General features: G+C 71.4%; 22 protein-coding genes. 17 read left to right on the top strand and 5 right to left on the bottom strand.

The window, feature by feature from the left end; genetic code table 11:
• Positions 1 to 21: 21 nt before the first annotated feature.
• Together AC07A6_RS31825 and AC07A6_RS31820 are read right to left on the bottom strand one after the other, a co-directional pair.
• Positions 22 to 1704, bottom strand: coding sequence for a hypothetical protein (locus AC07A6_RS31825; RefSeq protein WP_478779442.1), 1683 nt, complete (start codon positions 1702 to 1704; stop codon positions 22 to 24).
• 170 nt (positions 1705 to 1874) lie between these two features.
• The gene (locus tag AC07A6_RS31820; protein WP_478779441.1) at positions 1875 to 4079 is read right to left on the bottom strand and encodes an elongation factor G-like protein EF-G2; all 2205 of its coding nucleotides are present in this window, start codon (positions 4077 to 4079) and stop codon (positions 1875 to 1877) included.
• Positions 4080 to 4333: 254 nt separating this feature from the next.
• Here AC07A6_RS31820 and pgsA point away from each other — a divergent pair, with 254 nt between their 5' ends.
• The 15 genes from pgsA to AC07A6_RS31745 all read left to right on the top strand — a co-directional run bounded on the left by pgsA (position 4334) and on the right by AC07A6_RS31745 (position 19561).
• The gene (gene pgsA, locus AC07A6_RS31815; protein WP_478779440.1) at positions 4334 to 5005 is read left to right on the top strand and encodes a phosphatidylinositol phosphate synthase; all 672 of its coding nucleotides are present in this window, start codon (positions 4334 to 4336) and stop codon (positions 5003 to 5005) included.
• Positions 5005 to 5907 (top strand): phosphatidylinositol mannoside acyltransferase, encoded by a 903-nt coding sequence (locus AC07A6_RS31810; protein ID WP_386273166.1) that lies wholly within the window; start codon positions 5005 to 5007, stop codon positions 5905 to 5907. Before pgsA ends, AC07A6_RS31810 begins: the two co-directional genes overlap by 1 nt.
• Complete coding sequence (locus AC07A6_RS31805; protein ID WP_362471987.1) at positions 5907 to 7070, top strand: glycosyltransferase family 4 protein; 1164 nt, start codon at positions 5907 to 5909, stop codon at positions 7068 to 7070. Before AC07A6_RS31810 ends, AC07A6_RS31805 begins: the two co-directional genes overlap by 1 nt.
• Positions 7071 to 7098: 28 nt before the next feature.
• Positions 7099 to 7641: a LemA family protein gene (locus AC07A6_RS31800; RefSeq protein ID WP_042800642.1), complete on the top strand. Its 543-nt coding sequence runs from the start codon at positions 7099 to 7101 to the stop codon at positions 7639 to 7641.
• 136 nt (positions 7642 to 7777) lie between these two features.
• The gene (gene pdxS / locus AC07A6_RS31795; RefSeq protein ID WP_007263067.1) at positions 7778 to 8695 is read left to right on the top strand and encodes a pyridoxal 5'-phosphate synthase lyase subunit PdxS; all 918 of its coding nucleotides are present in this window, start codon (positions 7778 to 7780) and stop codon (positions 8693 to 8695) included.
• Positions 8696 to 8703: 8 nt separating this feature from the next.
• Positions 8704 to 9294: a pyridoxal 5'-phosphate synthase glutaminase subunit PdxT gene (gene pdxT, locus AC07A6_RS31790; protein WP_362471994.1), complete on the top strand. Its 591-nt coding sequence runs from the start codon at positions 8704 to 8706 to the stop codon at positions 9292 to 9294.
• Positions 9295 to 9351: 57 nt separating this feature from the next.
• Positions 9352 to 10104, top strand: coding sequence for a YebC/PmpR family DNA-binding transcriptional regulator (locus tag AC07A6_RS31785; protein ID WP_362471997.1), 753 nt, complete (start codon positions 9352 to 9354; stop codon positions 10102 to 10104).
• Between the two features lie 122 nt (positions 10105 to 10226).
• Positions 10227 to 10766 (top strand): crossover junction endodeoxyribonuclease RuvC, encoded by a 540-nt coding sequence (gene ruvC, locus AC07A6_RS31780; RefSeq protein ID WP_362472000.1) that lies wholly within the window; start codon positions 10227 to 10229, stop codon positions 10764 to 10766.
• Positions 10763 to 11392 carry a Holliday junction branch migration protein RuvA gene (gene ruvA / locus AC07A6_RS31775; RefSeq protein ID WP_362472003.1) on the top strand — a complete coding sequence of 210 codons (630 nt, stop codon included), beginning with the start codon at positions 10763 to 10765 and terminating at the stop codon, positions 11390 to 11392. Before ruvC ends, ruvA begins: the two co-directional genes overlap by 4 nt.
• Before the next feature lie 295 nt (positions 11393 to 11687).
• Complete coding sequence (gene ruvB / locus AC07A6_RS31770; RefSeq protein WP_042800641.1) at positions 11688 to 12749, top strand: Holliday junction branch migration DNA helicase RuvB; 1062 nt, start codon at positions 11688 to 11690, stop codon at positions 12747 to 12749.
• Positions 12750 to 12913: 164 nt separating this feature from the next.
• Positions 12914 to 13357, top strand: coding sequence for a preprotein translocase subunit YajC (gene yajC / locus AC07A6_RS31765; RefSeq protein WP_386273171.1), 444 nt, complete (start codon positions 12914 to 12916; stop codon positions 13355 to 13357).
• A 150-nt stretch (positions 13358 to 13507) separates the two neighbouring features.
• The gene (gene secD, locus AC07A6_RS31760; RefSeq protein WP_478779439.1) at positions 13508 to 15319 is read left to right on the top strand and encodes a protein translocase subunit SecD; all 1812 of its coding nucleotides are present in this window, start codon (positions 13508 to 13510) and stop codon (positions 15317 to 15319) included.
• 3 nt (positions 15320 to 15322) lie between these two features.
• Positions 15323 to 16378 (top strand): protein translocase subunit SecF, encoded by a 1056-nt coding sequence (gene secF / locus AC07A6_RS31755; protein ID WP_478779438.1) that lies wholly within the window; start codon positions 15323 to 15325, stop codon positions 16376 to 16378.
• Positions 16375 to 16932: an adenine phosphoribosyltransferase gene (locus tag AC07A6_RS31750; protein ID WP_478779437.1), complete on the top strand. Its 558-nt coding sequence runs from the start codon at positions 16375 to 16377 to the stop codon at positions 16930 to 16932. Before secF ends, AC07A6_RS31750 begins: the two co-directional genes overlap by 4 nt.
• 205 nt (positions 16933 to 17137) lie before the next feature.
• A complete protein-coding gene (locus AC07A6_RS31745) occupies positions 17138 to 19561 on the top strand; it encodes a RelA/SpoT family protein (RefSeq protein ID WP_125817788.1) in 2424 nt (807 codons plus the stop codon).
• A gap of 96 nt (positions 19562 to 19657) precedes the next feature.
• Here AC07A6_RS31745 and AC07A6_RS31740 read toward each other — a convergent pair whose 3' ends face one another.
• The 3 genes from AC07A6_RS31740 to AC07A6_RS31730 form a co-directional block, all read right to left on the bottom strand.
• Positions 19658 to 20902, bottom strand: coding sequence for a glycosyltransferase family 39 protein (locus AC07A6_RS31740; protein ID WP_478779436.1), 1245 nt, complete (start codon positions 20900 to 20902; stop codon positions 19658 to 19660).
• Positions 20903 to 21132: 230 nt separating this feature from the next.
• Complete coding sequence (locus AC07A6_RS31735) at positions 21133 to 22362, bottom strand: DUF349 domain-containing protein (protein ID WP_362474323.1); 1230 nt, start codon at positions 22360 to 22362, stop codon at positions 21133 to 21135.
• A gap of 189 nt (positions 22363 to 22551) precedes the next feature.
• On the bottom strand, positions 22552 to 23334 hold the full coding sequence (locus tag AC07A6_RS31730; protein WP_362474321.1) for a peptidylprolyl isomerase: 783 nt from the start codon (positions 23332 to 23334) through the stop codon (positions 22552 to 22554).
• 152 nt (positions 23335 to 23486) lie between these two features.
• On the opposite strand from AC07A6_RS31730, the gene AC07A6_RS31725 reads away from it, so the two are divergent.
• Both AC07A6_RS31725 and hisS read left to right on the top strand, forming a co-directional pair.
• Positions 23487 to 24197, top strand: a complete 711-nt coding sequence (locus AC07A6_RS31725; RefSeq protein ID WP_362474318.1) for an MBL fold metallo-hydrolase — start codon at positions 23487 to 23489, stop codon at positions 24195 to 24197.
• Positions 24198 to 24207: 10 nt separating this feature from the next.
• On the top strand, positions 24208 to 25467 hold the full coding sequence (gene hisS, locus AC07A6_RS31720) for a histidine--tRNA ligase (protein WP_362474316.1): 1260 nt from the start codon (positions 24208 to 24210) through the stop codon (positions 25465 to 25467).
• Positions 25468 to 25569 lie beyond the last annotated feature (102 nt).

Below are 25569 nucleotides of genomic sequence, written 5' to 3'. Positions count from 1 at the left end.
GCCGGTACTCCTCCAGCCTACCTACGCGTCGTAGACGTCCGCCTTGCGCGGGGACGGCTCCTGGATGAGGCCGTTCATGATCGAGGAACGGTTGGTGAAGGCCGCGGTGTCCACGCCGTTCTCCTCCAGCACCTTGAACGTGGCCGTGTGCACCGACCGCAGCACGGGGGCCACGGTGCGCAGCGCGTCGTCCGCCATGAAGCGGTGGCGCCACATGGAGCCCGCCCAGACGTGCCGCAGGCCGAAGGGCTCGGGCAGGACCAGCTTGCCGCCGAAGTACTCCAGCAGCGGCGGGTACCAGGTCAGCGGGGCGCGCGCGGCGAGGCGCACCACCTCCATGGTGTCCACCAGCGGCAGCGGGCGCTCCACCGTCTCCCAGAAGCGGATGGACTTGGGGACCTCGACCACCGGGGGCTTGGACTTGGTGGTGAAGAGGCCGTGCACCGGACCGAGGGCGTGGGCGGTGACGTCCACGCGCAGGGTCTTGTAGAGGACGGTGACGGTGACCAGCATCGTGATGACGAGCTGGCCGTCCCAGAGCGGGTACTGGATGCCGAGGTAGTGCCGGTTGCCGGCGCTGAACTGCTGCTCGTTGCAGATCCGGGTGATCTCGTGCGGCTTGACCATGAAGGTGTCGATGTTCTCGCCGCTGGGGCGGGCCACCTCGCCGGCGCCCTCGCCGACGGGGGTGACGATCCAGTGCTGGATGGAGGCGGCCGGGAAGCCGCCGGTGTGCAGGGGCCCGCGCTCCAGCTTGCGCAGCTGCGCGTCGATCGCGCGTATGACGTCCCAGCTGCGGAAGGGGTGGATCTCGTGCCCGTCCGCCTTGGGGTTCAGCTCCTCGGCCATCTGCCAGCTGCCCCAGCGGGTGCCCATGCCGAGGATGCCCTTGGGGCCGGCGTAGAAGACGGAGTTGCTGCGGTCCTCGGCGGTCAGTTTCGCCAGCTGGTGGCGCAGGTCCTCGCGGGCCTTCTCGTCGGGGTTGCCGGGGACCGCCTCGGGGATCTTGGCGGCGACGGGGGCGCCGCCGCCGAGCAGGCCGTCCCAGCGGGAGCGCAGGTCGGCGGCGGTGTTCTCGCAGATCCGGCGGGCCAGGTACCAGCCGAGGACGGGGGCGATGATCGCGCCGAGCAGGTACAGCTCCAGCAGGCCGCTGCCGGGCTGGCGGTACACCACCCGGTAGAGCAGTACGGAGCCGACGAGGACCACGCCGACGAGCAGGGCGGTGCCGATCCAGGTGCTCTTCCTGCCCTCGCCCTTGGACAGGGTCTTGCGCAGCTGGAAGAGGCCGAGCCAGAGCAGCAGTCCGGGCAGGAACACGATGCCGGCGACCAGCATGATCAGGCGCAGCTTGCGGTCGCGTTCCTTGCGGATGCGGGAGGCGGCCAGGCAGTGCTCGACGACGGTCTGCGGGTCGGCGCCGAAGGACTGGATGAGCGGTTTGCGGCCGGCGCCGAGGGTGCGGGCCTCGACGGCGCGGCAGAAGGCCTCGCCGAGGTTGGGTTCGAGGAGGGAGACCTTCGGGGCCTTGACCGAGGCCGGGTGGTTCTCGCTGTTCGCCCCGAGTATGGAGGACAGGGCGGTGTCCTTGCCGCCGTCGCGGTACGCGGCGGACGCGAGGGCGTTGGTCGCCGCGGTCTGGCCGCCGCCCCCCTGGAGAGGAATCTGTGCTCCGGGCCTGAAGTCGAAACCGTCGTCCGCCACCGCTGCCCCCATCGCCGTGCCACTGTGCTCTTTGCCCGTGGTGCCGTATTGCTAGTCGTGCCGCCACTCTCCGTCGCGGCGAAGAGCCTATCCGTGTACCCGCCCCCATGGTCATGGGACAGGGAAATACCGCCCACCGCAAGCCGGTTGGGTGGGCGGTACTCGGGGTGCTATGTCAACTGGCTTCCCTTCTCGGCCTGTTCGCGCACCTTGTCCGCGAGGTGCGGCGGCATGGGTTCGTGCCGGGCGTACGCGCGGCTGAAGCGGCCCGTGCCGTGGGAGACGGAGCGCAGGTCCACGGCGTAGCGGCCGATCTCGATCTCGGGGATCTCGGCGCGCACCCGGGACCGGCCGGGTCCCGCCTGTTCGGTGCCGACGACGCGGCCGCGGCGGCCCGCGAGGTCGCTCATGACCGGGCCGACGTACTCGTCGGGGACCTCGACGTCGAGCTGTGCGACGGGCTCCAGCAGGTGGATCGGGATGTCGGCGGCGGCTTCGCGCAGGGCGAGGGCGCCGGCCGTCTGGAAGGCGGCGTCGGAGGAGTCCACCGAGTGCGCCTTGCCGTCGCGCAGGGTGATGCGTACGTCGACCAGCGGGTAGCCGGCCGCGATGCCGCGGGCGGCCTGGGCCCGTACGCCCTTCTCGACGGAGGGGATGAACTGGCGCGGGACGGCGCCGCCGACGACCTTGTCGACGAACTCGATGCCGCTGCCGGGCGGGAGGGGTTCGACCTCGATCTCGCAGATGGCGTACTGGCCGTGGCCGCCGGACTGCTTGACGTGCCGTCCGCGTCCGGCGGCCTTGGCGCCGAAGGTCTCGCGGAGGCTGACCTTGTGGGGGACGGGGTCGACCTGGACCCCGTAGCGGGTCTTGAGGCGTTCCAGCACCAGGTCCTGGTGGGCCTCGCCCAGGCACCACAGGACGAGCTGGTGGGTGTGCGGGTTCTGCTCCAGCCGCAGGGTGGGGTCCTCGGCGACGAGGCGGGCCAGGCCCTGGGAGAGCTTGTCCTCGTCGGCCTTGCTGTGGGCCTCGACGGCGAGGGGGAGCAGCGGCTCGGGCATAGGCCAGGGCTCCATGAGGAGCGGGGCGTCCTTGGCGGAGAGGGTGTCGCCGGTCTCGGCGCGGGTGAGTTTGGCCACGCAGGCGAGGTCGCCGGCGATGCAGGTGCCGAGGGTGCGCTGCTGTTTGCCGAAGGGGGAGGTGAGGGTGCCGATCCGCTCGTCGACATCGTGGTCCTCGTGCCCGCGGTCCTCCAGACCGTGCCCCGACACGTGGACGGTCTCCTCGGGGCGCAGGGTGCCGGAGAAGACGCGGACCAGGGAGACGCGGCCGACGTAGGGGTCGGAGGAGGTCTTGACGACCTCGGCGAGCAGCGGCCCGGCCGGGTCGCAGGTGACGGCGGGGCGGGGGGAGCCGTCGGGGGCGGTGACGGCGACGGGGGCGCCTTCGGCGGGGGTGGGGAAGCCGCCGGTGATCAGTTCGAGGAGTTCCACCGTGCCCAGGCCCTGGCGGGCGCCGTCGGCGGCGGGCGCGGCCATCAGGACGGGGTGGAAGGTGCCCCGGGCGACGGCCCGCTCCAGGTCGTCGATCAGCGTCTTGACGTCGATGTCCTCGCCGCCGAGGTAGCGGTCCATGAGGGTCTCGTCCTCGCTCTCGGCGATGATCCCCTCGATGAGGCGGGAGCGGGCGGCGTCGATGAGGGCGAGCTCGGCGGGGTCCGGGTCGCGTTCGGCGCGCTCGCCGGAGGTGTAGTCGTACACGCGCCGGGAGAGCAGGCCCAGCAGGCCGTGGACGGGGGCGTGGCCGTCGGCTCCGGCCGGTCCGTGCAGCGGGAGGTAGAGCGGGATGACGGCGTCCGGGTCCTCGGCGCCGAACGTCTCTCCGCAGACGGCTGTCATCTGGGAGTAATCGGCGCGGGCTGCCTCCAAATGGGTGACGACGATGGCGCGCGGCATGCCGACGGCCTCGCATTCGTCCCAGACCATCCGGGTGGCTCCGTCGATCCCGTCGGAGGCGGAGACGACGAAGAGGGCCGCGTCCGCGGCACGCAGACCGGCCCTGAGTTCCCCGACGAAGTCGGCGTATCCGGGGGTGTCCAGGATGTTGATCTTGATTCCGGCCCATTCGACGGGGACCAGGGAGAGCTGGACGGAACGCTGGCGGCGGTGCTCGATCTCGTCGTAGTCCGAGACCGTGCCCCCGTCCTCGACCCGTCCGGCCCGGTTCACGGCCCCCGCGGTGAGGGCCAGGGCCTCGACCAGAGTGGTCTTCCCGGCGCCGCTGTGGCCGACCAGCACGACGTTCCGTACGGAATCGGGGCGGTCGGCCGTCAGTGCCCTGCCGGCGGCTCCGGCTTGGTGTGATGTGGCTCCCATGCTTCTCGTGCCTCCTGGTGTCGCGGTGAGGAGGGTGATCGGGGTCCTTCGAGCTTTGCACTGCCGTCACACTGCGTCCATACGTGGTACCGGCCACAGTCGGCTGCGCGGCGGGAGGGTGACGCGGGCCCGTGGCGGGCAGGGAGCCGGAGCGAACCGGTGGGTGCGAGGCGTTGCGGGCGCGGGGCGCTGGCTACGATGGGCCAGCCGGTGGCCGTGGTGGCCCCTCGGCCCAGCGACCCTCTGGGAAGGCCATGCTGAACAAGTACGCGCGTGCGTTCTTCACGCGTGTTCTCACGCCGTTCGCCGCATTTCTCCTGCGCCGGGGGGTGAGCCCGGACGCCGTCACCCTCATCGGCACCGCCGGAGTGGTGGCCGGAGCGCTGGTCTTCTTCCCCCGGGGCGAGCTCTTCTGGGGAACGATCACCATCACGCTCTTCGTCTTCTCCGACCTGGTGGACGGCAACATGGCCCGCCAGGCCGGCAGCTCCAGCCGGTGGGGCGCGTTCCTCGACTCCACGCTCGACCGGGTGGCCGACGCGGCGATCTTCGGCGGCCTCGCGCTCTGGTACGCGGGCCTGGGCGACGACAACGTGCTGTGCGCGGTGGCGATCTTCTGCCTGGCCAGCGGGCAGGTGGTCTCGTACACGAAGGCCCGCGGCGAGGCGATCGGCCTGCCGGTCGCCGTCAACGGCCTCGTCGAGCGCGCCGAACGCCTGGTGATCTCCCTGGTCGCGGCCGGCCTGTCCGGGCTGCAGACCTTCGGCGTCCCCTCGTGGATCGGCGTGCTGCTGCCGGTCGCGCTGTGGGTCGTGGCGGCGGGCTCGCTGGTCACGCTGGTCCAGCGGGTGGTCACCGTACGCCGCGAGGCGGCCGAGGCCGACGCGGCCGCGGCCGCCGCCGGTGCCGAAGGCGGGGCGCTCTGATGGGCACGGCACAGGACAAGCTGGTCGACGGGCTGTACGGGCTCGGCTGGGCGGGCGTGAAGAAGCTCCCCGAGCCGGCCGCGGTGGCCCTCGGCCGCAAGATCGCGGACGTGGCGTGGAAGCGGCGCGGCAAGAGCGTGCTGCGCCTGGAGTCCAACCTGGCCCGGGTGGTGCCCGACGCGACCCCCGAGCGGCTGCGCGAGCTGTCGCACGCGGGCATGCGCTCGTACATGCGCTACTGGATGGAGTCCTTCCGGCTGCCCGCCATGGACCCGACGCGGTTCGGCGAGGACGTCCAGCTGAAGGACGACCACATCCTGCGCGAGGCCCTCGCCTCCGGCCGCGGGGTCATCGCCGCCCTGCCGCACCTGGCCAACTGGGACCTCGCCGGAGCGTGGGTCACCGGCCACCTCGGCGTCCCCTTCACCACCGTCGCCGAGCGGCTCAAGCCCGAGTCCCTCTACGACCGCTTCGTCGCCTACCGGGAGAGCCTGGGCATGGAGGTCCTGCCGCACAACGGCGGCGCCTCCTTCGGCACCTTGGCCCGCCGGCTGCGCTCCGGCGGGCTGATCTGCCTGGTCGCCGACCGGGACCTGTCGGCCTCCGGGGTCGAGGTGGACTTCTTCGGCTCCCGGGCCCGGATGCCCGCGGGCCCCGCGCTGCTGGCGCAGCAGACCGGGGCGGTGCTGCTGCCGGTCACCCTGTACTACGGCGACAGCCCGAAGATGTACGGCCGCTTCCACCCCGAGGTGGAGGTGCCGAAGCAGGGCACGCGCACGGAGAAGACCGCCGCCATGACCCAGGCGGTGGCCGACGCCTTCGCCTCGGGCATCGCGGAGCACCCGGAGGACTGGCACATGCTGCAGCGGCTGTGGCTCGACGACCTGGAGGAGCGCCCGTAGTGAAAATCGGCATCGTGTGCCCGTACTCGTGGGACGTGCCGGGCGGCGTCCAGTTCCACATCCGCGACCTGGCCGAGCACCTGATCCGCCAGGGCCACGAGGTGTCGGTGCTGGCCCCGGCGGACGACGAGACCCCGCTGCCCCCCTACGTGGTCTCGGCGGGGCGGGCGGTGCCGGTGCCCTACAACGGGTCCGTCGCCCGGCTGAACTTCGGCTTCCTCTCCGCCGCCCGGGTACGCCGCTGGCTGCACGAGGGCGTCTTCGACGTCATCCACATCCACGAGCCGGCCTCGCCCTCGCTCGGCCTGCTGTCCTGCTGGGCGGCCCAGGGCCCGATCGTGGCGACGTTCCACACCTCCAACCCCCGCTCGCGCGCGATGATCGCCGCGTACCCGATCCTCCAGCCGGCGCTGGAGAAGATCAGCGCCCGGATCGCGGTGAGCGAGTACGCCCGCCGCACCCTCGTCGAACACCTGGGCGGGGACGCGGTGGTCATCCCCAACGGCGTCGACGTCGACTTCTTCGCCAAGGCCGACCCCAACCCCGAATGGTCCGGGCAGACCCTGGGCTTCATCGGCCGCATCGACGAACCCCGCAAGGGCCTCCCCGTCCTCATGGCCGCCTTCCCCGCCATCGCCCTGGCCTGCCCGGACGTACGCCTCCTCGTGGCCGGCCGCGGCGACGAGGAGGAGGCGGTGGCCTCCCTCCCGGAACACCTGCGCTCCCGGGTGGAGTTCCTCGGCATGGTCTCCGACGAGGACAAGGCCCGCCTGCTGCGCAGCGTGGACGTCTACGTGGCCCCGAACACCGGCGGCGAGAGCTTCGGCATCATCCTCGTCGAGGCCCTCTCGGCGGGCGCGGCCGTCCTGGCCTCGGACCTCGACGCCTTCGCCCAGGTCCTGGACCAGGGCGCGGCGGGCGAACTGTTCGCCAACGAGGACGCCGCCTCCCTGGCCGCGGCGGCGACCGCCCTCCTCCACGACCCGGCCCGCCGCGCGGAACTGAGCGCCCGCGGCTCGGCGCACGTACGCCGCTTCGACTGGTCGACGGTGGGCGCGGACATCCTGGCGGTCTACGAAACGGTCACGGCCGGCGCGGCCGCCGTCGCCACCGACGAACGCGTCCCCCTCCGCACCCGGCTGGGCTTCACGCGGGACACGTAGGGGCCCGTAGCGGGTAGTGTCGCCGCCCGTGATCGAAAACCTTGTCTGGATCGCGGTGGCGCTCGCCGTCGTCGGGGTCTACCTCAGCTGGACCGCCGGGCGGCTGGACCGGTTGCACACGCGGATGGACGCCGCCCGGGCCGCACTCGACGCGCAGCTCGTGCGGCGGGCTTCCGTGGTGCTGGAGGTGGCCACCTCCGGGGCGCTCGACCCCGCGTCCTCGCTCGTGCTGTACGAGGCCGCGCACGCCGCGCGGCAGGCCGAGGAGGAGTACCGGGAGGTCGCCGAGAGCGAGCTCAGCCAGGCGTTGCGGGCGGTGTTCGCCGACGCGGACCAGGTGGAGGTGCTCAAGGCCGCCCCGGGCGGGGTGGAGGCCGCCGAGGAGCTGGCCGCGGCGGTGCGCCGGGTGCCCATGGCGCGCCGGTTCCTCAACGACGCCGTACGGGCCGCCCGCGCGCTGCGCCGCCACCGGAAGGTCCGATGGTTCAGACTGGCGGGACACGCGCCGTTCCCGCTGGCCTTCGAAATGGACGATGAGCCTCCGGTGGACCTCGCGGACCGCCCCGCCTGATGTTCATAGGGCCGCGGGGGACAAATGAAAGAGCCACCGGCTCCACATTGGCCCTTGTAGTGGACTGGTCGGTGGGGTTTTCTCAGCCGAGTACCACCAGTCTTCCCTTCGCGTTCGTTTCGAGTGAGGTCAACCCGTGAGCACGCTTCCCACCTCTTCCCAGTCCGCTGAGTCGGCGATCGGCACCTCCCGCGTCAAGCGCGGCATGGCCGAGCAGCTCAAGGGCGGCGTGATCATGGACGTGGTCAACGCCGAGCAGGCGAAGATCGCCGAGGACGCCGGCGCCGTGGCCGTCATGGCCCTGGAGCGGGTTCCCGCCGACATCCGCAAGGACGGCGGCGTGGCCCGCATGTCGGACCCGAACATGATCGAAGAGATCATCGAGGCCGTCTCCATCCCGGTCATGGCCAAGTCCCGCATCGGCCACTTCGTCGAGGCCCAGGTCCTCCAGTCCCTCGGCGTCGACTACATCGACGAGTCCGAGGTCCTGACCCCGGCCGACGAGATCAACCACTCCGACAAGTGGGCCTTCACCACCCCCTTCGTGTGTGGCGCCACCAACCTGGGCGAGGCCCTGCGCCGCATCGCCGAGGGCGCGGCCATGATCCGTTCGAAGGGCGAGGCCGGCACCGGCAACGTCGTCGAGGCCGTCCGCCACCTGCGCCAGATCAAGAACGAGATCGCCCAGCTGCGCGGCTACGACAACAACGAGCTGTACGCCGCCGCCAAGGAGCTGCGCGCCCCGTACGAGCTCGTCAAGGAGGTCGCCGAGCTCGGCAAGCTCCCCGTCGTGCTGTTCTCCGCCGGTGGTGTCGCCACCCCGGCCGACGCCGCCCTGATGCGTCAGCTCGGCGCCGAGGGCGTCTTCGTCGGCTCCGGCATCTTCAAGTCCGGCGACCCGGCCAAGCGCGCCGCCGCCATCGTGAAGGCCACCACCTTCTTCGACGACCCGAAGGTCATCGCGGACGCCTCCCGCAACCTGGGCGAGGCCATGGTCGGCATCAACTGCGACACCCTCCCCGAGGCCGAGCGCTACGCCAACCGCGGCTGGTAGTCACTGCCATGACCACCCCCGTTATTGGTGTCCTGGCCCTCCAGGGCGACGTACGGGAGCACCTGATCGCCCTGGCCGCGGCTGACGCCGTGGCCAGGCCGGTCCGGCGCCCCGAGGAGCTCGCCGAGGTCGACGCGCTGGTGATCCCCGGCGGCGAGTCCACGACCATGTCGAAGCTCGCCGTGCTGTTCGGCATGCTGGAGCCGCTGCGCGAGCGCGTGCGCGCCGGCATGCCCGTCTACGGCACCTGCGCCGGCATGATCATGCTCGCCGACAAGCTGCTCGACGGCCGTGAGGACCAGGAGACGCTCGGCGGCATCGACATGATCGTGCGCCGCAACGCCTTCGGCCGCCAGAACGAGTCCTTCGAGGCGCAGATCGACTTCGCGGGCATAGAAGGCGGCCCCGTCGAGGGCGTCTTCATCCGCGCCCCGTGGGTCGAGTCGGTCGGCGGCAGCGTCGAGGTGCTCGCGACGTACGACGGCCACACGGTCGCCGTGCGCCAGGGCAACGTCCTGGCGACCTCGTTCCACCCCGAGCTGACCGGCGACGATCGCGTGCACGCGTACTTCGTCGACATGGTGCGCGCGGGGCTGTGACCCGGTCCCGGTAGGATCGGAGACGAACACTGTTGGTTACGCGAAGGAGACAGGCGGATGTCCGGCCACTCTAAATGGGCTACGACGAAGCACAAGAAGGCCGTGATCGATGCCAAGCGCGGCAAGCTCTTCGCGAAGCTGATCAAGAACATCGAGGTCGCGGCCCGTATGGGCGGTGCCGACATCGACGGCAACCCGACGCTCTTCGACGCCGTTCAGAAGGCCAAGAAGCAGTCGGTCCCGAACAAGAACATCGACTCCGCGGTCAAGCGCGGCGGCGGCCTCGAGGCCGGCGGCGCCGACTACGAGACGATCATGTACGAAGGCTACGGCCCCAACGGCGTCGCGGTGCTCATCGAGTGCCTCACCGACAACCGCAACCGTGCCGCCTCCGACGTCCGCGTCGCCATGACCCGCAACGGCGGCTCCATGGCCGACCCGGGCTCGGTCTCGTACCTGTTCAACCGCAAGGGCGTCATCCTGCTGCCCAAGGCCGAGCTCTCCGAGGACGACGTCCTGGACGCGGTCCTGGAGGCCGGCGCCGAAGAGGTCAACGACAACGGCGAGACCTGGGAGATCATCAGCGAGGCCACCGACCTGGTCGCGGTCCGCACCGCGCTCCAGGAAGCCGGCATCGACTACGACTCCGCCGACTCCAGCTTCGTCCCGACCATGCAGGTCGAGCTCGACGAAGAGGGCGCGCGCAAGATCTTCAAGCTGATCGACGCGCTGGAGGACAGCGACGACGTGCAGAACGTCTTCGCCAACTTCGACGTCTCGGACGAGGTCATGGAGAAGGTCGACGCCTGACCGGCGCCGCACCCTCCCGCTCTGCCTTCGGCGGGCCGACAGGACACACCCTGTCGGCCCGCCGTCGCATTGTCGGTGCGGGCGGATAGCCTGCACGGACAGGTGTCGGAAGAGGGGGCGGAGTGCGCGTACTGGGTGTGGACCCGGGGCTGACCAGGTGCGGTGTCGGCGTGGTCGAGGGAGTCGCCGGGCGGCCCCTGACCATGATCGGCGTCGGGGTCGTGCGGACGCCCGCCGACGCCGAGCTGGGGCAACGGCTCGTCGCGATCGAGGCGGGCATCGAGGAATGGCTCGATGCGCACCGTCCCGAGTTCGTCGCCGTGGAGCGGGTTTTCAGCCAGCACAACGTGCGCACCGTGATGGGGACCGCCCAGGCCAGCGCCGTTGCCATGCTGTGCGCCGCGCGCCGGGGGATACCGGTCGCCCTGCACACCCCGAGCGAGGTCAAGGCCGCCGTCACCGGCAGCGGCCGTGCCGACAAGGCGCAGGTCGGGGCGATGGTGACCCGGCTGCTGCGGCTCGCCGAACCGCCGAAGCCGGCCGACGCCGCCGACGCGCTCGCCCTCGCCATCTGCCACATCTGGCGGGCCCCCGCCCAGAACCGCCTCCAGCAGGCGGTAGCCGCCCAGCACGCCTCCGTTTTGAAGGGCCGTACCCGATGATCGCCTTCGTCAGCGGCCAGGTCGCCGCGCTCGCCCCCACCCTGGCCGTGATCGAGGTCGGGGGGGTCGGCATGGCCGTGCAGTGCACGCCGAACACCATCGCGGGGCTCCGGGTGGGCGAGCAGGCGAGACTGGCCACCTCCCTGGTCGTGCGCGAGGACTCGCTCACCCTGTACGGCTTCGCCGACGACGACGAACGCCAGGTGTTCGAGCTGCTCCAGACCGCGAGCGGGGTCGGCCCCCGGGTGGCCCAGGCGATGCTCGGGGTGCACAGCCCGGACGCGCTGCGCGTGGCGTTCGCCGCGGGCGACGCGAAGGCGCTGACGGCGGTGCCGGGGATCGGGCCGAAGGGGGCGCAGAAGCTGCTGCTGGAGCTGAAGGGGAAGCTGGGCGCGCCGGGCGGTGTGGCGGTCGGTGCGCAGCGTGCGCCCGCGGCGGCGGGGCCGGCGCCGTGGACGGAGCAGCTCACGGCCGCGCTGATCGGGCTGGGGTACGCGTCGCGGGACGCGGAGGAGGCGGTGTCGGCGGTGACGCCGCAGGCCGAGGCCGCCGTTGCCGCCGGCGGGTCGGCGCCCGTTCCGCAGCTGCTGCGGGCCGCGCTCCAGTCCCTGAACCGGGCCCGCTGACGGGCTCCCGCTGCGCGGGGCTGGTCCCCTACCCGCCCTTCCGCCGTTCCCAGGGGCTCCGCCCCTGACCCCGATACCGGGCGCTGCGCGCCCGGTGCGCTCAAACGCCGCGCGGGCTGGATACATCCAGCCCCGCCGGCGTTTGAGGCGCGGGGGTCCGGGGGCGGAGCCCCCGGGGAACGGGCGAAGGGCGGGTAGGGGACCGGCCCCGCGCAGCGGCACACGCGCAGCCCCCGCACCGGCACCGGCCCACCCCGCCCACCACCGCAACGACGTAGAAGGCAGACTGAACACCGTGAACTGGGACGACGAGAGCGACGACCGGATCGTGGCGGCCGCCGCCGACGGGGAGGACACCGCCGTCGAGGCGGCGCTGCGCCCGAAGGACCTCGGCGAGTTCGTCGGCCAGGAGAAGGTCCGCCAGCAGCTGGACCTCGTGCTGAAGGCCGCCCGCCAGCGCGGCGCCACCGCCGACCACGTGCTGCTGTCCGGCGCGCCCGGCCTCGGCAAGACCACCCTCTCCATGATCATCGCCGCCGAGATGGGCGCGCCCATCCGGATCACCTCCGGCCCCGCCATCCAGCACGCCGGGGACCTCGCCGCGATCCTGTCCTCCCTCCAGGAGGGGGAGGTCCTCTTCCTCGACGAGATCCACCGCATGTCCCGGCCCGCCGAGGAGATGCTGTACATGGCCATGGAGGACTTCCGCGTCGACGTGATCGTGGGGAAGGGGCCGGGCGCGACCGCGATCCCGCTGGAGCTGCCGCCGTTCACCCTCGTCGGGGCGACGACCCGGGCCGGCCTGCTGCCCCCGCCGCTGCGGGACCGCTTCGGCTTCACCGGGCACATGGAGTTCTACGCCCCCGCCGAGCTGGAACGCGTCGTCCACCGCTCCGCCGGCCTCCTCGACGTCGAGATCGACACCGCCGGGGCCGCCGAGATCGCCGGACGCTCCCGCGGCACCCCCCGCATCGCCAACCGGCTGCTGCGCCGCGTGCGCGACTACGCCCAGGTGAAGGCCGACGGGGTGATCACCCGTGAGGTGGCCGCGACCGCCCTCCAGGTGTACGAGGTGGACGCGCGCGGGCTCGACCGGCTCGACCGGGCCGTGCTGGAGGCGCTGCTCAAGCTGTTCGGCGGCGGTCCCGTCGGGCTCTCCACCCTCGCCGTCGCCGTGGGGGAGGAGCGCGAGACGGTCGAGGAGGTCGCCGAGCCCTTCCTCGTCCGGGAGGGGCTGCTCGCCCGCACCCCCCGAGGCCGGATCGCGACCCCCGCCGCATGGGCCCACCTGGGGCTCGTCCCGCCCCAGCAGGGCGGCGGCGGAACAAGCGGACAACAGGGCCTGTTCGGGGCCTGACGGCGCGGAGGTTCGACCGGTCAGGAACTGCGGTGCCATGCTGGGCGTTGTTCCATCGGTGCGGACTCGCCTAGACTCCGCCGATGCCGACCCTTCGGGTCGGCGTGCCCACCCCCGTAGAAATGGCCGCTCCCTGGCGCGGCCGTGCGAAGGATCCTCGTCCCGTGAACAACATCAGCTTCTTGCTCCCGTTCATCGTGCTCATCGGGGCGATGTTCCTGATGACCCGGTCCGCCAAGAAGAAGCAGGCCCAGGCCGCTTCGATGCGCGACCAGATGACGACCGGCACCGGCGTGCGCACCATCGGCGGCATGTACGCCACCGTCAAGGAGATCGGTGAGGACACCGTCACCCTGGAGGTGGCCCCCGGTGTCCACGCGGTCTACGCGAAGAACGCCATCGGCGCCGTGCTGGAGGACGCCGAGTACAACCGGATCGTCCACGGCTTCTCCGAGGCCTCCGAGGACGACGCGCCGGTGGTCCCCGACGACGCCTCCTCGCTGACCGAGGGCGACGCCCCCAAGCTCGACCTGGGCAAGAAGGACGAGCCCAAGGGCGACGACGAGCCGAAGGACGGCAAGACCGACGGCGAGCCCGGCGCCAAGTAGCGGCCGGCAGGGACCGCGGTGGTGTCCGACCGGCATCCGCCGCGGTTCCCGCAGTGAACTTCTGCGGGGGGCAGGGGTCCCCACCACACATTTCGTGGCCGTCCGCGCGCTGACCCGGCGCGGGACGGTTGGACAGGGAGAAACGACAAGGTGGCAGCACCGAAGAAGGGCCGGCGGCCCACGGGGGCTCAGGGGAGGCCGGGGCGCGCCCTGGCCTTCATCCTGATCGCGATGGTGGCGCTCACCGCGGGGATGTTCCTCACGAAGCAGACGACGCCCCGCCTGGGCATCGACCTCGCCGGCGGTACGAGCATCACGCTCAAGGCGAAGAGCGAGCCCGGCAAGCCGGACGCCGTCAACGAGACCAACATGAACACGGCGGTCGGCATCATCGAGCGCCGCGTCAACGGTCTCGGCGTCTCGGAGGCCGAGGTCCAGACGCAGGGCCGCGACCACATCATCGTGAACATCCCCAAGGGGGTGAACGAGCAGCAGGCCCGCCAGCAGGTCGGTACCACCGCCCAGCTGTACTTCCGCCCCGTACTGGCCTTCGCCGACGGTGCCCCCGTCGCTCCCGAGCCGAAGCCGAGCACCTCCGCGAGCTCGTCCCCGAGCCCCTCCGCGAGCGGCTCCGGCGCCCCGAAGGCCGAGGGCTCCAAGCCCTCCGCGTCGGCCACCCCGTCGTCCAGCGCCACTTCCCAGGGCCGTGTGCTCAGCGAGGCCCTCAAGGCCCCGGGCACCCCCACTCCCTCGCCCTCGGCGAGCGAGTCGAAGAAGGCAGACGACAGCAAGGCCACGCCCTCCGCCTCCGCCCCGGCCCCCGCCCCGACCCCGTCGGCCGACCCGGCCGTCGCGGACCTCCAGGCGAAGTTCGCCGCGCTGGACTGCACCAAGGAAGACCAGCGCGCCACGGCAGGCAAGGGTGTGAAGCCCACCGACCCGATGATCGCCTGTGGCCAGCGCGGCAACGCCTGGGGCAAGTGGGTCCTCGGTCCGGCCCAGGTCGACGGCCAGGACGTGAAGGACGCCAAGGGCATCATCGACCAGCAGCGCGGTCAGTGGATCGTCACCATGCAGTTCACCGACAAGGGCGCCGACAAGTTCGCCAAGATCACCGGTGAGCTCGCCACCAAGCAGTCCCCGCAGAACCAGTTCGCGATCGTGCTCGACGGCGAGGTCATCTCCGACCCGTCCGTCAGCCAGGCGCTGACCGGCGGCAACGCCGAGATCTCCGGCGGCTTCACCCAGCAGTCCGCGCAGGACCTGGGCAACATGCTCTCGTACGGCGCCCTGCCGCTGTCCTTCCAGGAGGACAGCGTCACCACCGTCACCGCCGCGCTCGGCGGCGAGCAGCTGAAGGCGGGCCTCATCGCCGGCGCCATCGGCCTCGCGCTCGTGGTGATCTACCTGCTGGTGTACTACCGGGGCCTGGCCTTCATCGCCATCGTCAGCCTCCTGGTGTCCGCGATCCTCACGTACACGATCATGGCGCTGCTGGGCAAGGGAATCGGCTTCGCCCTGAACCTGCCCGCCGTCTGCGGCGCGATCGTCGCGATCGGCATCACCGCCGACTCGTTCATCGTGTACTTCGAGCGCATCCGCGACGAGATCCGCGAAGGCCGCACCCTGCGTCCGGCCGTCGAGCGCGCCTGGCCGCGTGCCCGCCGCACCATCCTGGTCTCCGACTTCGTGTCGTTCCTCGCCGCCGCGGTGCTCTTCATCGTCACCGTCGGCAAGGTGCGGGGCTTCGCGTTCACGCTGGGTCTGACGACCCTGCTCGACGTGGCCGTGGTGTTCCTGTTCACCAAGCCGGTCATGACCCTGCTGGCCCGTACGAAGTTCTTCTCCAGCGGGCACCCGTGGTCCGGGCTGGACCCGAAGCGGCTGGGCGCCAAGCCGCCGCTGCGCCGGTCCCGCCGCAGCGCGCCCGTTCCCGCCCCCGTCGACGCAAAGGAGGCGTGAGAGATGTCGAAGCTGGGAGATCTCGGCGCCAAGCTGTACCGCGGTGAGGTCGGCTACGACTTCGTCGGCAAGCGCTTCGTCTGGTACGGCGTTTCCATCCTGATCACCATCACGGCGATCGTGGCCCTGGCCGTTCAGGGCCTCAACATGGGCATCGAATTCAAGGGCGGCGCCGTCTTCACCACCCCGAAGACGGCCGCCTCCGTCGCCCACGCGACGGAGAGCGCGGAGAAGGCCTCGGGGCACGACGCGATCGTCCAGAAGCTCGGCAACGGCGGCCTGCGCATCCAGATCTCCGGTCTGGACACCGACTCCGCCGCCTCGGTGAAGAAGCAGCTCGGCACCGACCTCAAGGTCGACGCGGCCCAGATCAACGCCGACCTGGTCGGCCCGAGCTGGGGCGAGCAGATCGCGAACAAGGCCTGGACCGGCCTCGGGGTCTTCATGGTCCTCGTGGTGATCTACCTCGCCATCGCCTTCGAGTGGCGGATGGCCGTCGCCGCGCTGATCGCGCTGATCCACGACCTCACCATCACCGTCGGCGTGTACGCGCTGGTCGGCTTCGAGGTCACCCCGGGCACCGTGATCGGTCTGCTCACCATCCTCGGCTACTCCCTCTACGACACCGTCGTCGTCTTCGACGGTCTGAAGGAGGGGTCGAAGGACATCACCAAGCAGACCCGCTACACCTTCAGCGAGATCGCCAACCGCAGCATCAACGGCACGCTGGTCCGCTCGATCAACACCACCGTCGTCGCGCTGCTCCCGGTCGCGGGCCTGCTCTTCATCGGCGGCGGCTTCCTCGGCGCGGGCATGCTCAACGACATCTCGCTGTCGCTGTTCGTCGGCCTCGCGGCCGGTGCGTACTCCTCGATCTTCATCGCGACCCCGCTGGTCGTGGACCTGAAGGAGCGCGAGCCGGCGATGAAGGCGCTGACCAAGCGGGTCCTCGCCAAGCGCGCCGCCGCGGCCGCCAAGGGCGAGGACGCCGAGGGTGCCGACGCGGACGACGCCCCGCAGGTCGTGGCCCAGGGCGGCCAGGGGAGGCGGCGCCGGTGACCGCGCCCTCTTCCACGCCCGAACTCCGCGAGCTGCTGCTCGGCCGGATCAAGGACGTCCCGGACTACCCGAAGCCCGGCGTGGTGTTCAAGGACATCACCCCGCTGCTCGCCGACCCGAAGGCCTTCGCGGCGCTGACGGAGGCGCTGGTGGAGCTGGCCGTCCGGTACGGCGCCACCAAGATCGTCGGCCTGGAGGCGCGCGGGTTCATCCTCGCCGCCCCGGTCGCCGTCCAGGCGGGCATCGGCTTCATCCCCGTACGCAAGGCCGGCAAGCTGCCCGGCGCCACGCTCGCACAGTCGTACGAGCTGGAGTACGGCACCGCCGAGATCGAGGTCCACGCGGAGGACCTGTCGGCCGGTGACAAGGTCATGGTCATCGACGACGTCCTCGCGACCGGCGGTACCGCCGAGGCGTCGCTGGAGCTGATCCGGCGGGCCGGTGCCGAGGTCGCCGGAGTGGCGGTCCTGATGGAGCTGTCGTTCCTCCCGGGCCGGGAGAAGCTGGCTCCCGCGCTGGGCGGCGCCCCGCTGGACGCGCTGATCGTGGTCTGACCTCTGCTCCGCCGAAGCGGCGGGTGCCCGGGACGTTCCGGGTACCCGCCGTCGTCGTGTGCGGCGCCGCTGCCGGAATACAGGCGGGCCGGAGCGGGCCTGGGGCCGCGTCCCAGTGGGCGACCGAGGAGAACGGGGCGGCGGAACGCTCGCTACCATGGGTTATCCGGACCTGACCGGGGCCCCGGATCCCAGAGGAGCGCTCTTGCCAGACGAGGTCCAGCCACTCTCCGCCGCACAGCCCGACCCGAAGGCCGACCCGGCCGCGGCGGCCGCAGCCACGCCCCCGCCGGCCCCGCCGGTCAAGCCCGTTCCGGCCAGGCCGGCCGGTTCCTCCAACCGGGTGCGCGCCCGGCTGGCGCGCCTCGGTGTGCAGCGTTCCAACCCGTACAACCCGGTACTGGAACCCCTGCTCCGTATAGTCCGCAGCAACGACCCGAAGATCGAGACGGCGACGCTGCGCCAGATCGAGCAGGCCTACCAGGTCGCCGAACGCTGGCACCGCGGCCAGAAGCGCAAGAGCGGCGACCCGTACATCACCCACCCGCTCGCGGTGACCACCATCCTCGCCGAGCTCGGCATGGACCCGGCCACCCTGATGGCGGGACTGCTGCACGACACCGTCGAGGACACCGAGTACGGCCTGGAGCAGCTCCGCCGCGACTTCGGCGACGCCGTGGCCCTCCTCGTCGACGGCGTCACCAAGCTCGACCGGGTCAAGTTCGGCGAGGCCGCCCAGGCCGAGACCGTCCGCAAGATGGTCGTCGCCATGGCCAAGGACCCGCGCGTCCTGGTCATCAAGCTCGCCGACCGCCTGCACAACATGCGCACCATGCGCTACCTCAAGCGGGAGAAGCAGGAGAAGAAGGCCCGCGAGACCCTCGAGATCTACGCGCCGCTGGCCCACCGCCTCGGCATGAACACGATCAAGTGGGAACTGGAGGACCTCGCGTTCGCGATCCTCTACCCCAAGATGTACGACGAGATCGTGCGGCTCGTCGCCGAGCGGGCGCCCAAGCGCGACGAGTACCTCGCCGTCGTCACGGACGAGGTGATGGTCGACCTGCGCGCGGCCCGGATCAAGGCCACCGTCACGGGCAGACCCAAGCACTACTACAGCGTCTACCAGAAGATGATCGTCCGCGGCCGTGACTTCGCGGAGATCTACGACCTGGTGGGCATCCGCGTCCTCGTGGACACCGTCCGGGACTGCTACGCGGCCCTCGGCACGGTGCACGCGCGCTGGAACCCGGTCCCCGGCCGGTTCAAGGACTACATCGCGATGCCCAAGTTCAACATGTACCAGTCGCTCCACACGACGGTCATCGGGCCCAGCGGCAAGCCGGTCGAGCTCCAGATCCGCACCTTCGACATGCACCGCCGCGCCGAGTACGGCATCGCCGCGCACTGGAAGTACAAGCAGCAGACCGTCGCCGGAGCCTCCAAGGTCCGCACCGACGTCCCGCAGGCCGCCAAGGGCAGCGCCGGCCAGGACACCGTCAACGACATGGCCTGGCTGCGCCAGCTGCTCGACTGGCAGAAGGAGACGGAGGACCCGGGCGAGTTCCTCGACTCGCTGCGCTTCGACCTCTCCCGCAACGAGGTCTTCGTCTTCACCCCCAAGGGCGACGTCATCGCGCTGCCCGCCGGGGCGACCTCCGTGGACTTCGCGTACGCGGTCCACACCGAGGTCGGCCACCGGACCATAGGGGCGCGGGTCAACGGGCGGCTCGTACCGCTCGAATCGACCCTGGACAACGGCGACCTGGTCGAGGTGTTCACATCCAAGGCCGAGGGCGCGGGCCCGTCCCGCGACTGGCTCGGCTTCGTCAAGTCCCCGCGGGCCCGCAACAAGATCCGCGCCTGGTTCTCCAAGGAGCGCCGCGACGAGGCCATCGAGCACGGCAAGGACGCCATCGCGCGGGCCATGCGCAAGCAGAACCTGCCGATCCAGCGCATCCTGACGGGCGACTCCCTCGTCACCCTGGCGCACGAGATGCGCTACCCGGACATCTCCTCCCTGTACGCGGCGATCGGCGAGGGCCACGTGGCCGCGCAGGGCGTCGTGCAGAAGCTGGTGCAGGCCCTCGGCGGCGAGGAGGCCGCCAACGAGGACATCGAGGAGAGCGTCCCGCCGTCGCGCGCCCGCACCAAGCGGCGCGGCAACGCCGACCCGGGTGTGGTCGTCAAGGGCGTCGAGGACGTGTGGGTGAAGCTGGCCCGCTGCTGCACCCCGGTGCCGGGCGACCCGATCATCGGCTTCGTCACGCGCGGCAGTGGCGTATCGGTTCACCGGGCCGACTGCGTCAACGTCGACTCCCTCTCCCAGCAGCCCGAGCGGATGCTGGAGGTGGAGTGGGCGCCGACCCAGTCCTCCGTCTTCCTGGTGGCCATCCAGGTCGAGGCGCTGGACCGGTCCCGGCTGCTGTCGGACGTCACCCGGGTCCTGTCGGACCAGCACGTGAACATCCTTTCGGCGGCCGTGCAGACCTCCCGCGACCGGGTGGCGACCTCCCGGTTCACCTTCGAGATGGGCGACCCCAAGCACCTGGGGCACGTCCTGAAGGCCGTACGCGGTGTCGAGGGCGTCTACGACGTGTACCGCGTCACCTCGGCCCGCAGGCCGTAGCGGAACCGAACCGGAACCGGAAACGGAACCCGGAAGCGCGAGTGGGCGCCACCCCCGAGGGGGTGGCGCCCACTGCCGTCACGGGCGGCCGGCGGATCAGGGATTGGCCCACCAGACGAAGTTCAGGTTGCCGCCGAAGAGCGCGGACACCACCGTGGCCGTCCCGACGATCCACAGCACCGTGGTCCGCCGGGCCCTGGCCAGGGCCAGTGCGAAGGGGAAGAGCAGCGGGAAGGCGGGCATGATGAAGCGCATCTTCGAGTAGTAGAAGCCCGCGCCGCCCAGTGCGACCAGCATGATCATGGCCGTGTAGATCCACACGACCGCCGGGGGCCGGCGCTTGCGCGTGATCATGACGAAGAGCACCACGGCCGCGACCACCGTCAGCGACACCACGACGTGGTTGAGGGTGAGGTGCGTGTCGGTGAACGTCTTCTTCAGCGACCGGAGCGTGTCGATGCCGCCGTCGTACTTCGAACCCCAGCGGTCCTGGAGCTCGAAGTAGCCGTCCCACCGGCCGGAGTGCAGGCCCACGAAGCCCACGTAGCCGAACCAGCCCAGCGGGGCGATCAGCGAGGCCGTGAGGATCCGCCCCACGGGCGGACGCTGCACGCGCCGCCTGCGGCGCCACTGCACGATCTCCCAGACGCCCGCCAGCACCACGGCCGCGACGATCGCCGACCCCGAGGGACGCGTGGCGCCGGCGAGGAAGGCCAGCACCCCGGCCGTCAGCCAGGACTTCGTCAGCACCGCGTACATCGCCCACGCCGACAGGGCGATGAACACCGGCTCGGTGTACGCCATCGACTGGACCAGTGCCGCCGGCACGATCGCGAACAGCGCGCAGGTGAAGAGGGCGACCCGGCGCCCGTAGATCTTGTCGGTGACGGCGAAGATGCCCCACGCGGCGATCACCGACGCGAGCAGCGCCACCCCGATCGCCGCCCAGTTCACGGGCAGGTGCGTGACGTTCACGGTCCACCGCACCAGCAGCGGGTAGACGGGGAAGAACGCCATCTGGCAGTCCGGCCCCACCGGGCCGCAGGACGCGGGCATCTCCGTCGTCAGGCCGTGCTCGGCCATGTGGAGGTAGAAGTCGGAGTCCCAGCGCCCGCCCAGGACCTCCAGCGGCCCCACGCCCTCGCGGCGGGCCCAGAAGGCCATCACCGCGAGCCCGACGGCGCGCAGCCCGATGTGGATCAGCAGCGCCTTCCGGGCCCGCTGCAGACTGGCGAGTACCCGCCGCCCGCCCCCCCGGCGCCCCGGTGCCCTCCGGCCGGCGGCGTGCCGCGCGACGGGACGGGTCTCTGGGACATCCGCGCGTATGTGGGTATGCGTCACTTTCGATCCTGGTCCTCGCCCGGCTGGAGGTCCGCCGAGGCGGCACCGTACAACGGTACACATGATCGAGGTGCGACATACCCGCAGGCTGCGTCGACCTGATAACGGAGGGCCGTGCGGAACGCGCCGTGCGCGGACCCCGGCCGCCCGGAACGACGGACGGGCACCACCGGGCCGAAAACCGGTGGTGCCCGTCCGGCGTACAGCCGGGGCGGCGGAAGTGCGCGGCGTCAGCCGCCGAACTCCTCCAGGCCCTTCAGCGCCTGGTCCAGCAGGGCCTGCCGGCCCTCCAGCTCCCGGGCCAGCTTGTCCGCCTTCGCGTTGTTGCCGGCCGCGCGCGCCGCGTCGATCTGCTCACGCAGCTTGTCGACGGCCGCCTGCAGCTGACCCGTCAGACCGGCCGCACGGGCCCGCGCCTCCGGGTTCGTACGGCGCCACTCGCCCTCCTCGGCCTCCTGGATCGCCCGCTCCACGGCGTGCATCCGGCCCTCGACCTTGGGACGGGCGTCGCGCGGCACGTGGCCGATGCCCTCCCAGCGCTCGTTGATGGAGCGGAACGCGGCCCGCGCCGCCTTCAGGTCCGTCACCGGGACGAGCTTCTCCGCCTCGACGGCCAGCTCCTCCTTCAGCTTCAGGTTCTCGACCTGCTCGGCGTCGCGCTCCGCGAACACCTCGCTGCGCGCCGCGAAGAACACGTCCTGGGCCCCGCGGAAACGGTTCCACAGGTCGTCCTCGGACTCGCGCTGAGCCCGGCCCGCCGCCTTCCAGCTGTCCATCAGCTCGCGGTAGCGGGCGGCCGTCGGACCCCAGTCCGTCGACTTCGACAGCGACTCGGCCTCCGCGACCAGCTTCTCCTTGGCCTTGCGGGCGTCCTCGCGCTGCGCGTCCAGCGCGGCGAAGTGGGCCTTGCGGCGCTTGGAGAAGGCGGAGCGGGCGTGCGAGAAGCGGTGCCACAGCTCGTCGTCCGACTTGCGGTCGAGCCGCGGCAGACCCTTCCAGATGTCCACCAGCGCGCGCAGCCGCTCGCCGGCACTGCGCCACTGGTCGCTCTGCGCCAGCTGCTCCGCCTCGGTGACCAGGGCGTCCTTGGCCGTACGGGCCTCGTCCGCCTGCTTGGCCTTCTGGACCTTGCGCTCCTCGCGGCGCGAGTCCACCGTCGCCACCAGCTTGTCGAGCCGGACGCGCAGCGCCTCCAGGTCGCCCACGGCGTGGTGCTCGTCCACCTGGGTACGCAGGTGCTCGATCGCCGTCTGGGCGTCCTTGGCGGACAGATCGGTGGTCCGCACCCGCCGTTCGAGGAGGCCGATCTCGACCACCAAGCCCTCGTACTTGCGCTCGAAGTAGGCCAGGGCCTCCTCAGGGGTGCCCGCCTGCCACGAGCCGACGACCTGCTCGCCCTCGGAAGTACGCACGTACACGGTGCCGGTCTCGTCGACTCGGCCCCACGGGTCGCTGCTCACAGCGCCTCCTCCACCTGATGCCCGCCGGGGGTGGACCCCCGGGCATCGTCCACAGTTTCCTGGGGCGGGCAGCGCCCGCCCTGCACAACGCCAACATAGGCGACCGCCGGGCCGGCTGTCCGCATCCCGCACGACGGAATATCGACGTACGGGCGGCGGGCCGGCCGGGCCCGGGGCCGCGCCGCCCCGTCAGTTCTTGGTGACGGTGCCCTTCTCGATGGTCACGGGGGTCTTGGGGGCCCCGTCCTGGGCGCCGTCGGAGGTCCCGGCCTTGGCCACCTCCTCCAGCACCTTCAGACCGGCCGCGTCGATCTTCCCGAAGGGGGTGTAGGACGGGGCGAGCGGGCTGTCCTTGTAGACGAGGAAGAACTGGCTGCCGCCGGTGCCGGGGCGGCCGGTGTTGGCCATCGCGACCGTGCCGGCCGGGTAGACCACCTGCCCCTGCTCGTTGGGCTTGCCCAGGGAGTCCAGGTTCTCGTCCGGGACGTTGTAGCCGGGACCGCCCATGCCGGTACCCTCCGGGTCGCCGCACTGGAGGACGAAGATCCCGCCGGTGACCAGGCGGTGGCACTTGGTCTTGTCGAAGAAGCCCTTGTCGGCGAGCGACTTGAACGAGTTCACGGTCTGCGGGGTCTTCGCCGCGTCCATCTCGAACTTCACGTCGCCCGCGCTGGTCTTCAGGTCGAAGGTGTACTTCGCCTTGTCGTCGATCGCCATGGCGGGCGAGGGCGACTTCTTCGGCGTCGGCGCCGACGGGGACGACGAGGGGTCGGCCGCGGAGTCCTTCTTGTCCCCGCTGTCGAACACACCGCCCACGACGAGGCCGACCAGCGTGGCGATCACCACGGCCGAGGCCGCACCGATGACCGCCAGGCGCTGTCGCGACTTGCGCCGGGCCTCCACGCGGCGCTTCTGCTGGCGCTCGTACTTCTCCCTGGCGAGCTGTCGCCGACGCTGATCGCTCGTGACCACCGGGTCGTCTCCTTGTGCGTCTCTGGTACCGCTGTCCGGGCTGGGTTAGGCCGTACCGTATATGGGTTCGCTGTGTGATGAGGGGCGCCGGTAGGCTCTGAGCAGCAGATTCCGATCCGATGCCTGCCACCGGACGACGATTGAGGACGAACGTGCTGATTGCCGGATTCCCCGCCGGGGCCTGGGGCACCAACTGCTACCTGGTCGCCCCCGCCGCCGGTGAGGAGTGCGTCATCATCGACCCGGGCCACCAGGCCGCCCAGGGCGTCGAGGAGACGTTGAAGAAGCACCGTCTCAAGCCCGTCGCCGTCGTCCTCACCCACGGCCACATCGATCATGTGGCCTCGGTGGTCCCGGTGTGCGGAGCACACGACGTACCGGCCTGGATCCACCCCGAGGACCGCTACATGATGAGCGACCCGGAGAAGGCGCTCGGCCGCTCCATCGGAATGCCGCTCATGGGGGAGCTGACCGTGGGCGAGCCGGACGACGTCCGCGAGCTCACCGACGGCGCCGCCCTGAAGCTGGCCGGGATGGAGTTCTCGGTGGCGCACGCGCCCGGGCATACCAAGGGGTCGGTGACCTTCCGGATGCCCGAGCAGGCGGACGTCCCGCCCGTCTTCTTCTCGGGCGACCTGCTGTTCGCCGGCTCCATCGGACGCACCGACCTGCCCGGCGGCTCCCACGCCGAGATCCTCCAGTCGCTGGCCCGCGTGTGCCTGCCGCTGGACGACTCGACGGTGGTGCTGTCCGGCCACGGTCCCCAGACCACCATCGGCCGCGAGCGCGCGACCAACCCGTACCTGCGGGAGGTCGCCGCCGGCCTGGGGGGCGGCACCGCCGCCCCACGACGAGGAATGTGACGAGAGTTTCGTGGCTACTTTTCAGGCCCCCAAGGGCACGTACGACCTGATCCCGCCGGTCTCCGTGAAGTACCTGGCCGTTCGCGAGGCCATCTCCGCGCCCCTGCGGAACTCCGGCTACGGCTACATCGAGACCCCCGGCTTCGAGGACGTCGGCCTCTTCGCCCGCGGTGTCGGCGAGTCCACCGACATCGTCTCCAAGGAGATGTACGCCTTCACCACCAAGGGCGGCGACCAGCTGGCCCTGCGCCCCGAGGGCACGGCCTCCGTGCTGCGCGCGGCCCTGGAGTCGAGCCTGCACAAGAAGGGCAACCTGCCGGTCAAGCTCTGGTACTCGGGCTCGTACTACCGCTACGAGAAGCCGCAGAAGGGCCGCTACCGCCACTTCTCGCAGGTCGGTGCCGAGGCCATCGGCGCCGAGGACCCGGCCCTGGACGCCGAGCTGATCATCCTGGCCGACCAGGCGTACCGCTCGCTGGGCCTGCGCAACTTCCGCATCCTGCTGAACTCGCTCGGCGACAAGGAGTGCCGCCCGGTGTACCGGGAGGCGCTCCAGGGCTTCCTGCGCGGCCTCGACCTCGACGAGGAGACCATCCGCCGGGCCGAGATCAACCCGCTGCGCGTCCTCGACGACAAGCGGCCCGAGGTGCAGAAGCAGCTGGTGGGCGCCCCCGTGCTGCGCGACTACCTGTGCGACGCGTGCAAGGCGTACCACGAGGAGGTCCGGGCCCTGGTCACGGCCGCCGGGGTCGCCTTCGAGGACGACGAGAAGCTCGTGCGCGGCCTCGACTACTACACCCGCACCACCTTCGAGTTCGTCCACGACGGCCTGGGCTCGCAGTCCGCGGTCGGCGGCGGCGGCCGCTACGACGGCCTGTCCGAGATGATCGGCGGACCGGCGCTGCCGTCGGTCGGCTGGGCGCTCGGCGTGGACCGCACCGTCCTCGCCCTGGAGGCGGAGGGCGTGGAGCTGGACATCCCGGCCTCGACGGCGGTGTTCGCGGTCGCGCTGGGCGAGGCCAAGCCGGCCGTCTTCGCACTGGTGACCGAGCTGCGCAAGGCCGGGGTCGCGGCCGACATGTCCTACGGTGGAAAGGGCCTCAAGGGCGCCATGAAGGACGCGAACCGCAGCGGTGCGCGCCTCGCCATCGTCGCGGGCGACCGCGACCTCGCCGAGGGCGTCGTCCAGCTCAAGGACATGGAGTCCGGCGAGCAGGCCGCCGTGGCCGTCGCCGACGTGGTCGCCGAGGTGCGGGCCCGCCTGGCCTGACGTCCGAGCCGCCCGCCGGGGGGGGGGGGGGGGGGGGGGGGGGCGGCCCCCCCCCCCCCCCCCCCCCTCTTGTCGTCCCCGGGTCTTCTCTTCCCTCCCTTC

Source organism: Streptomyces sp. NPDC044002, from assembly GCF_056434525.1.
The sequence above is the reverse complement of the archived record's forward strand: the minus strand, read 5'-3'. Positions and strand labels throughout refer to the sequence as shown.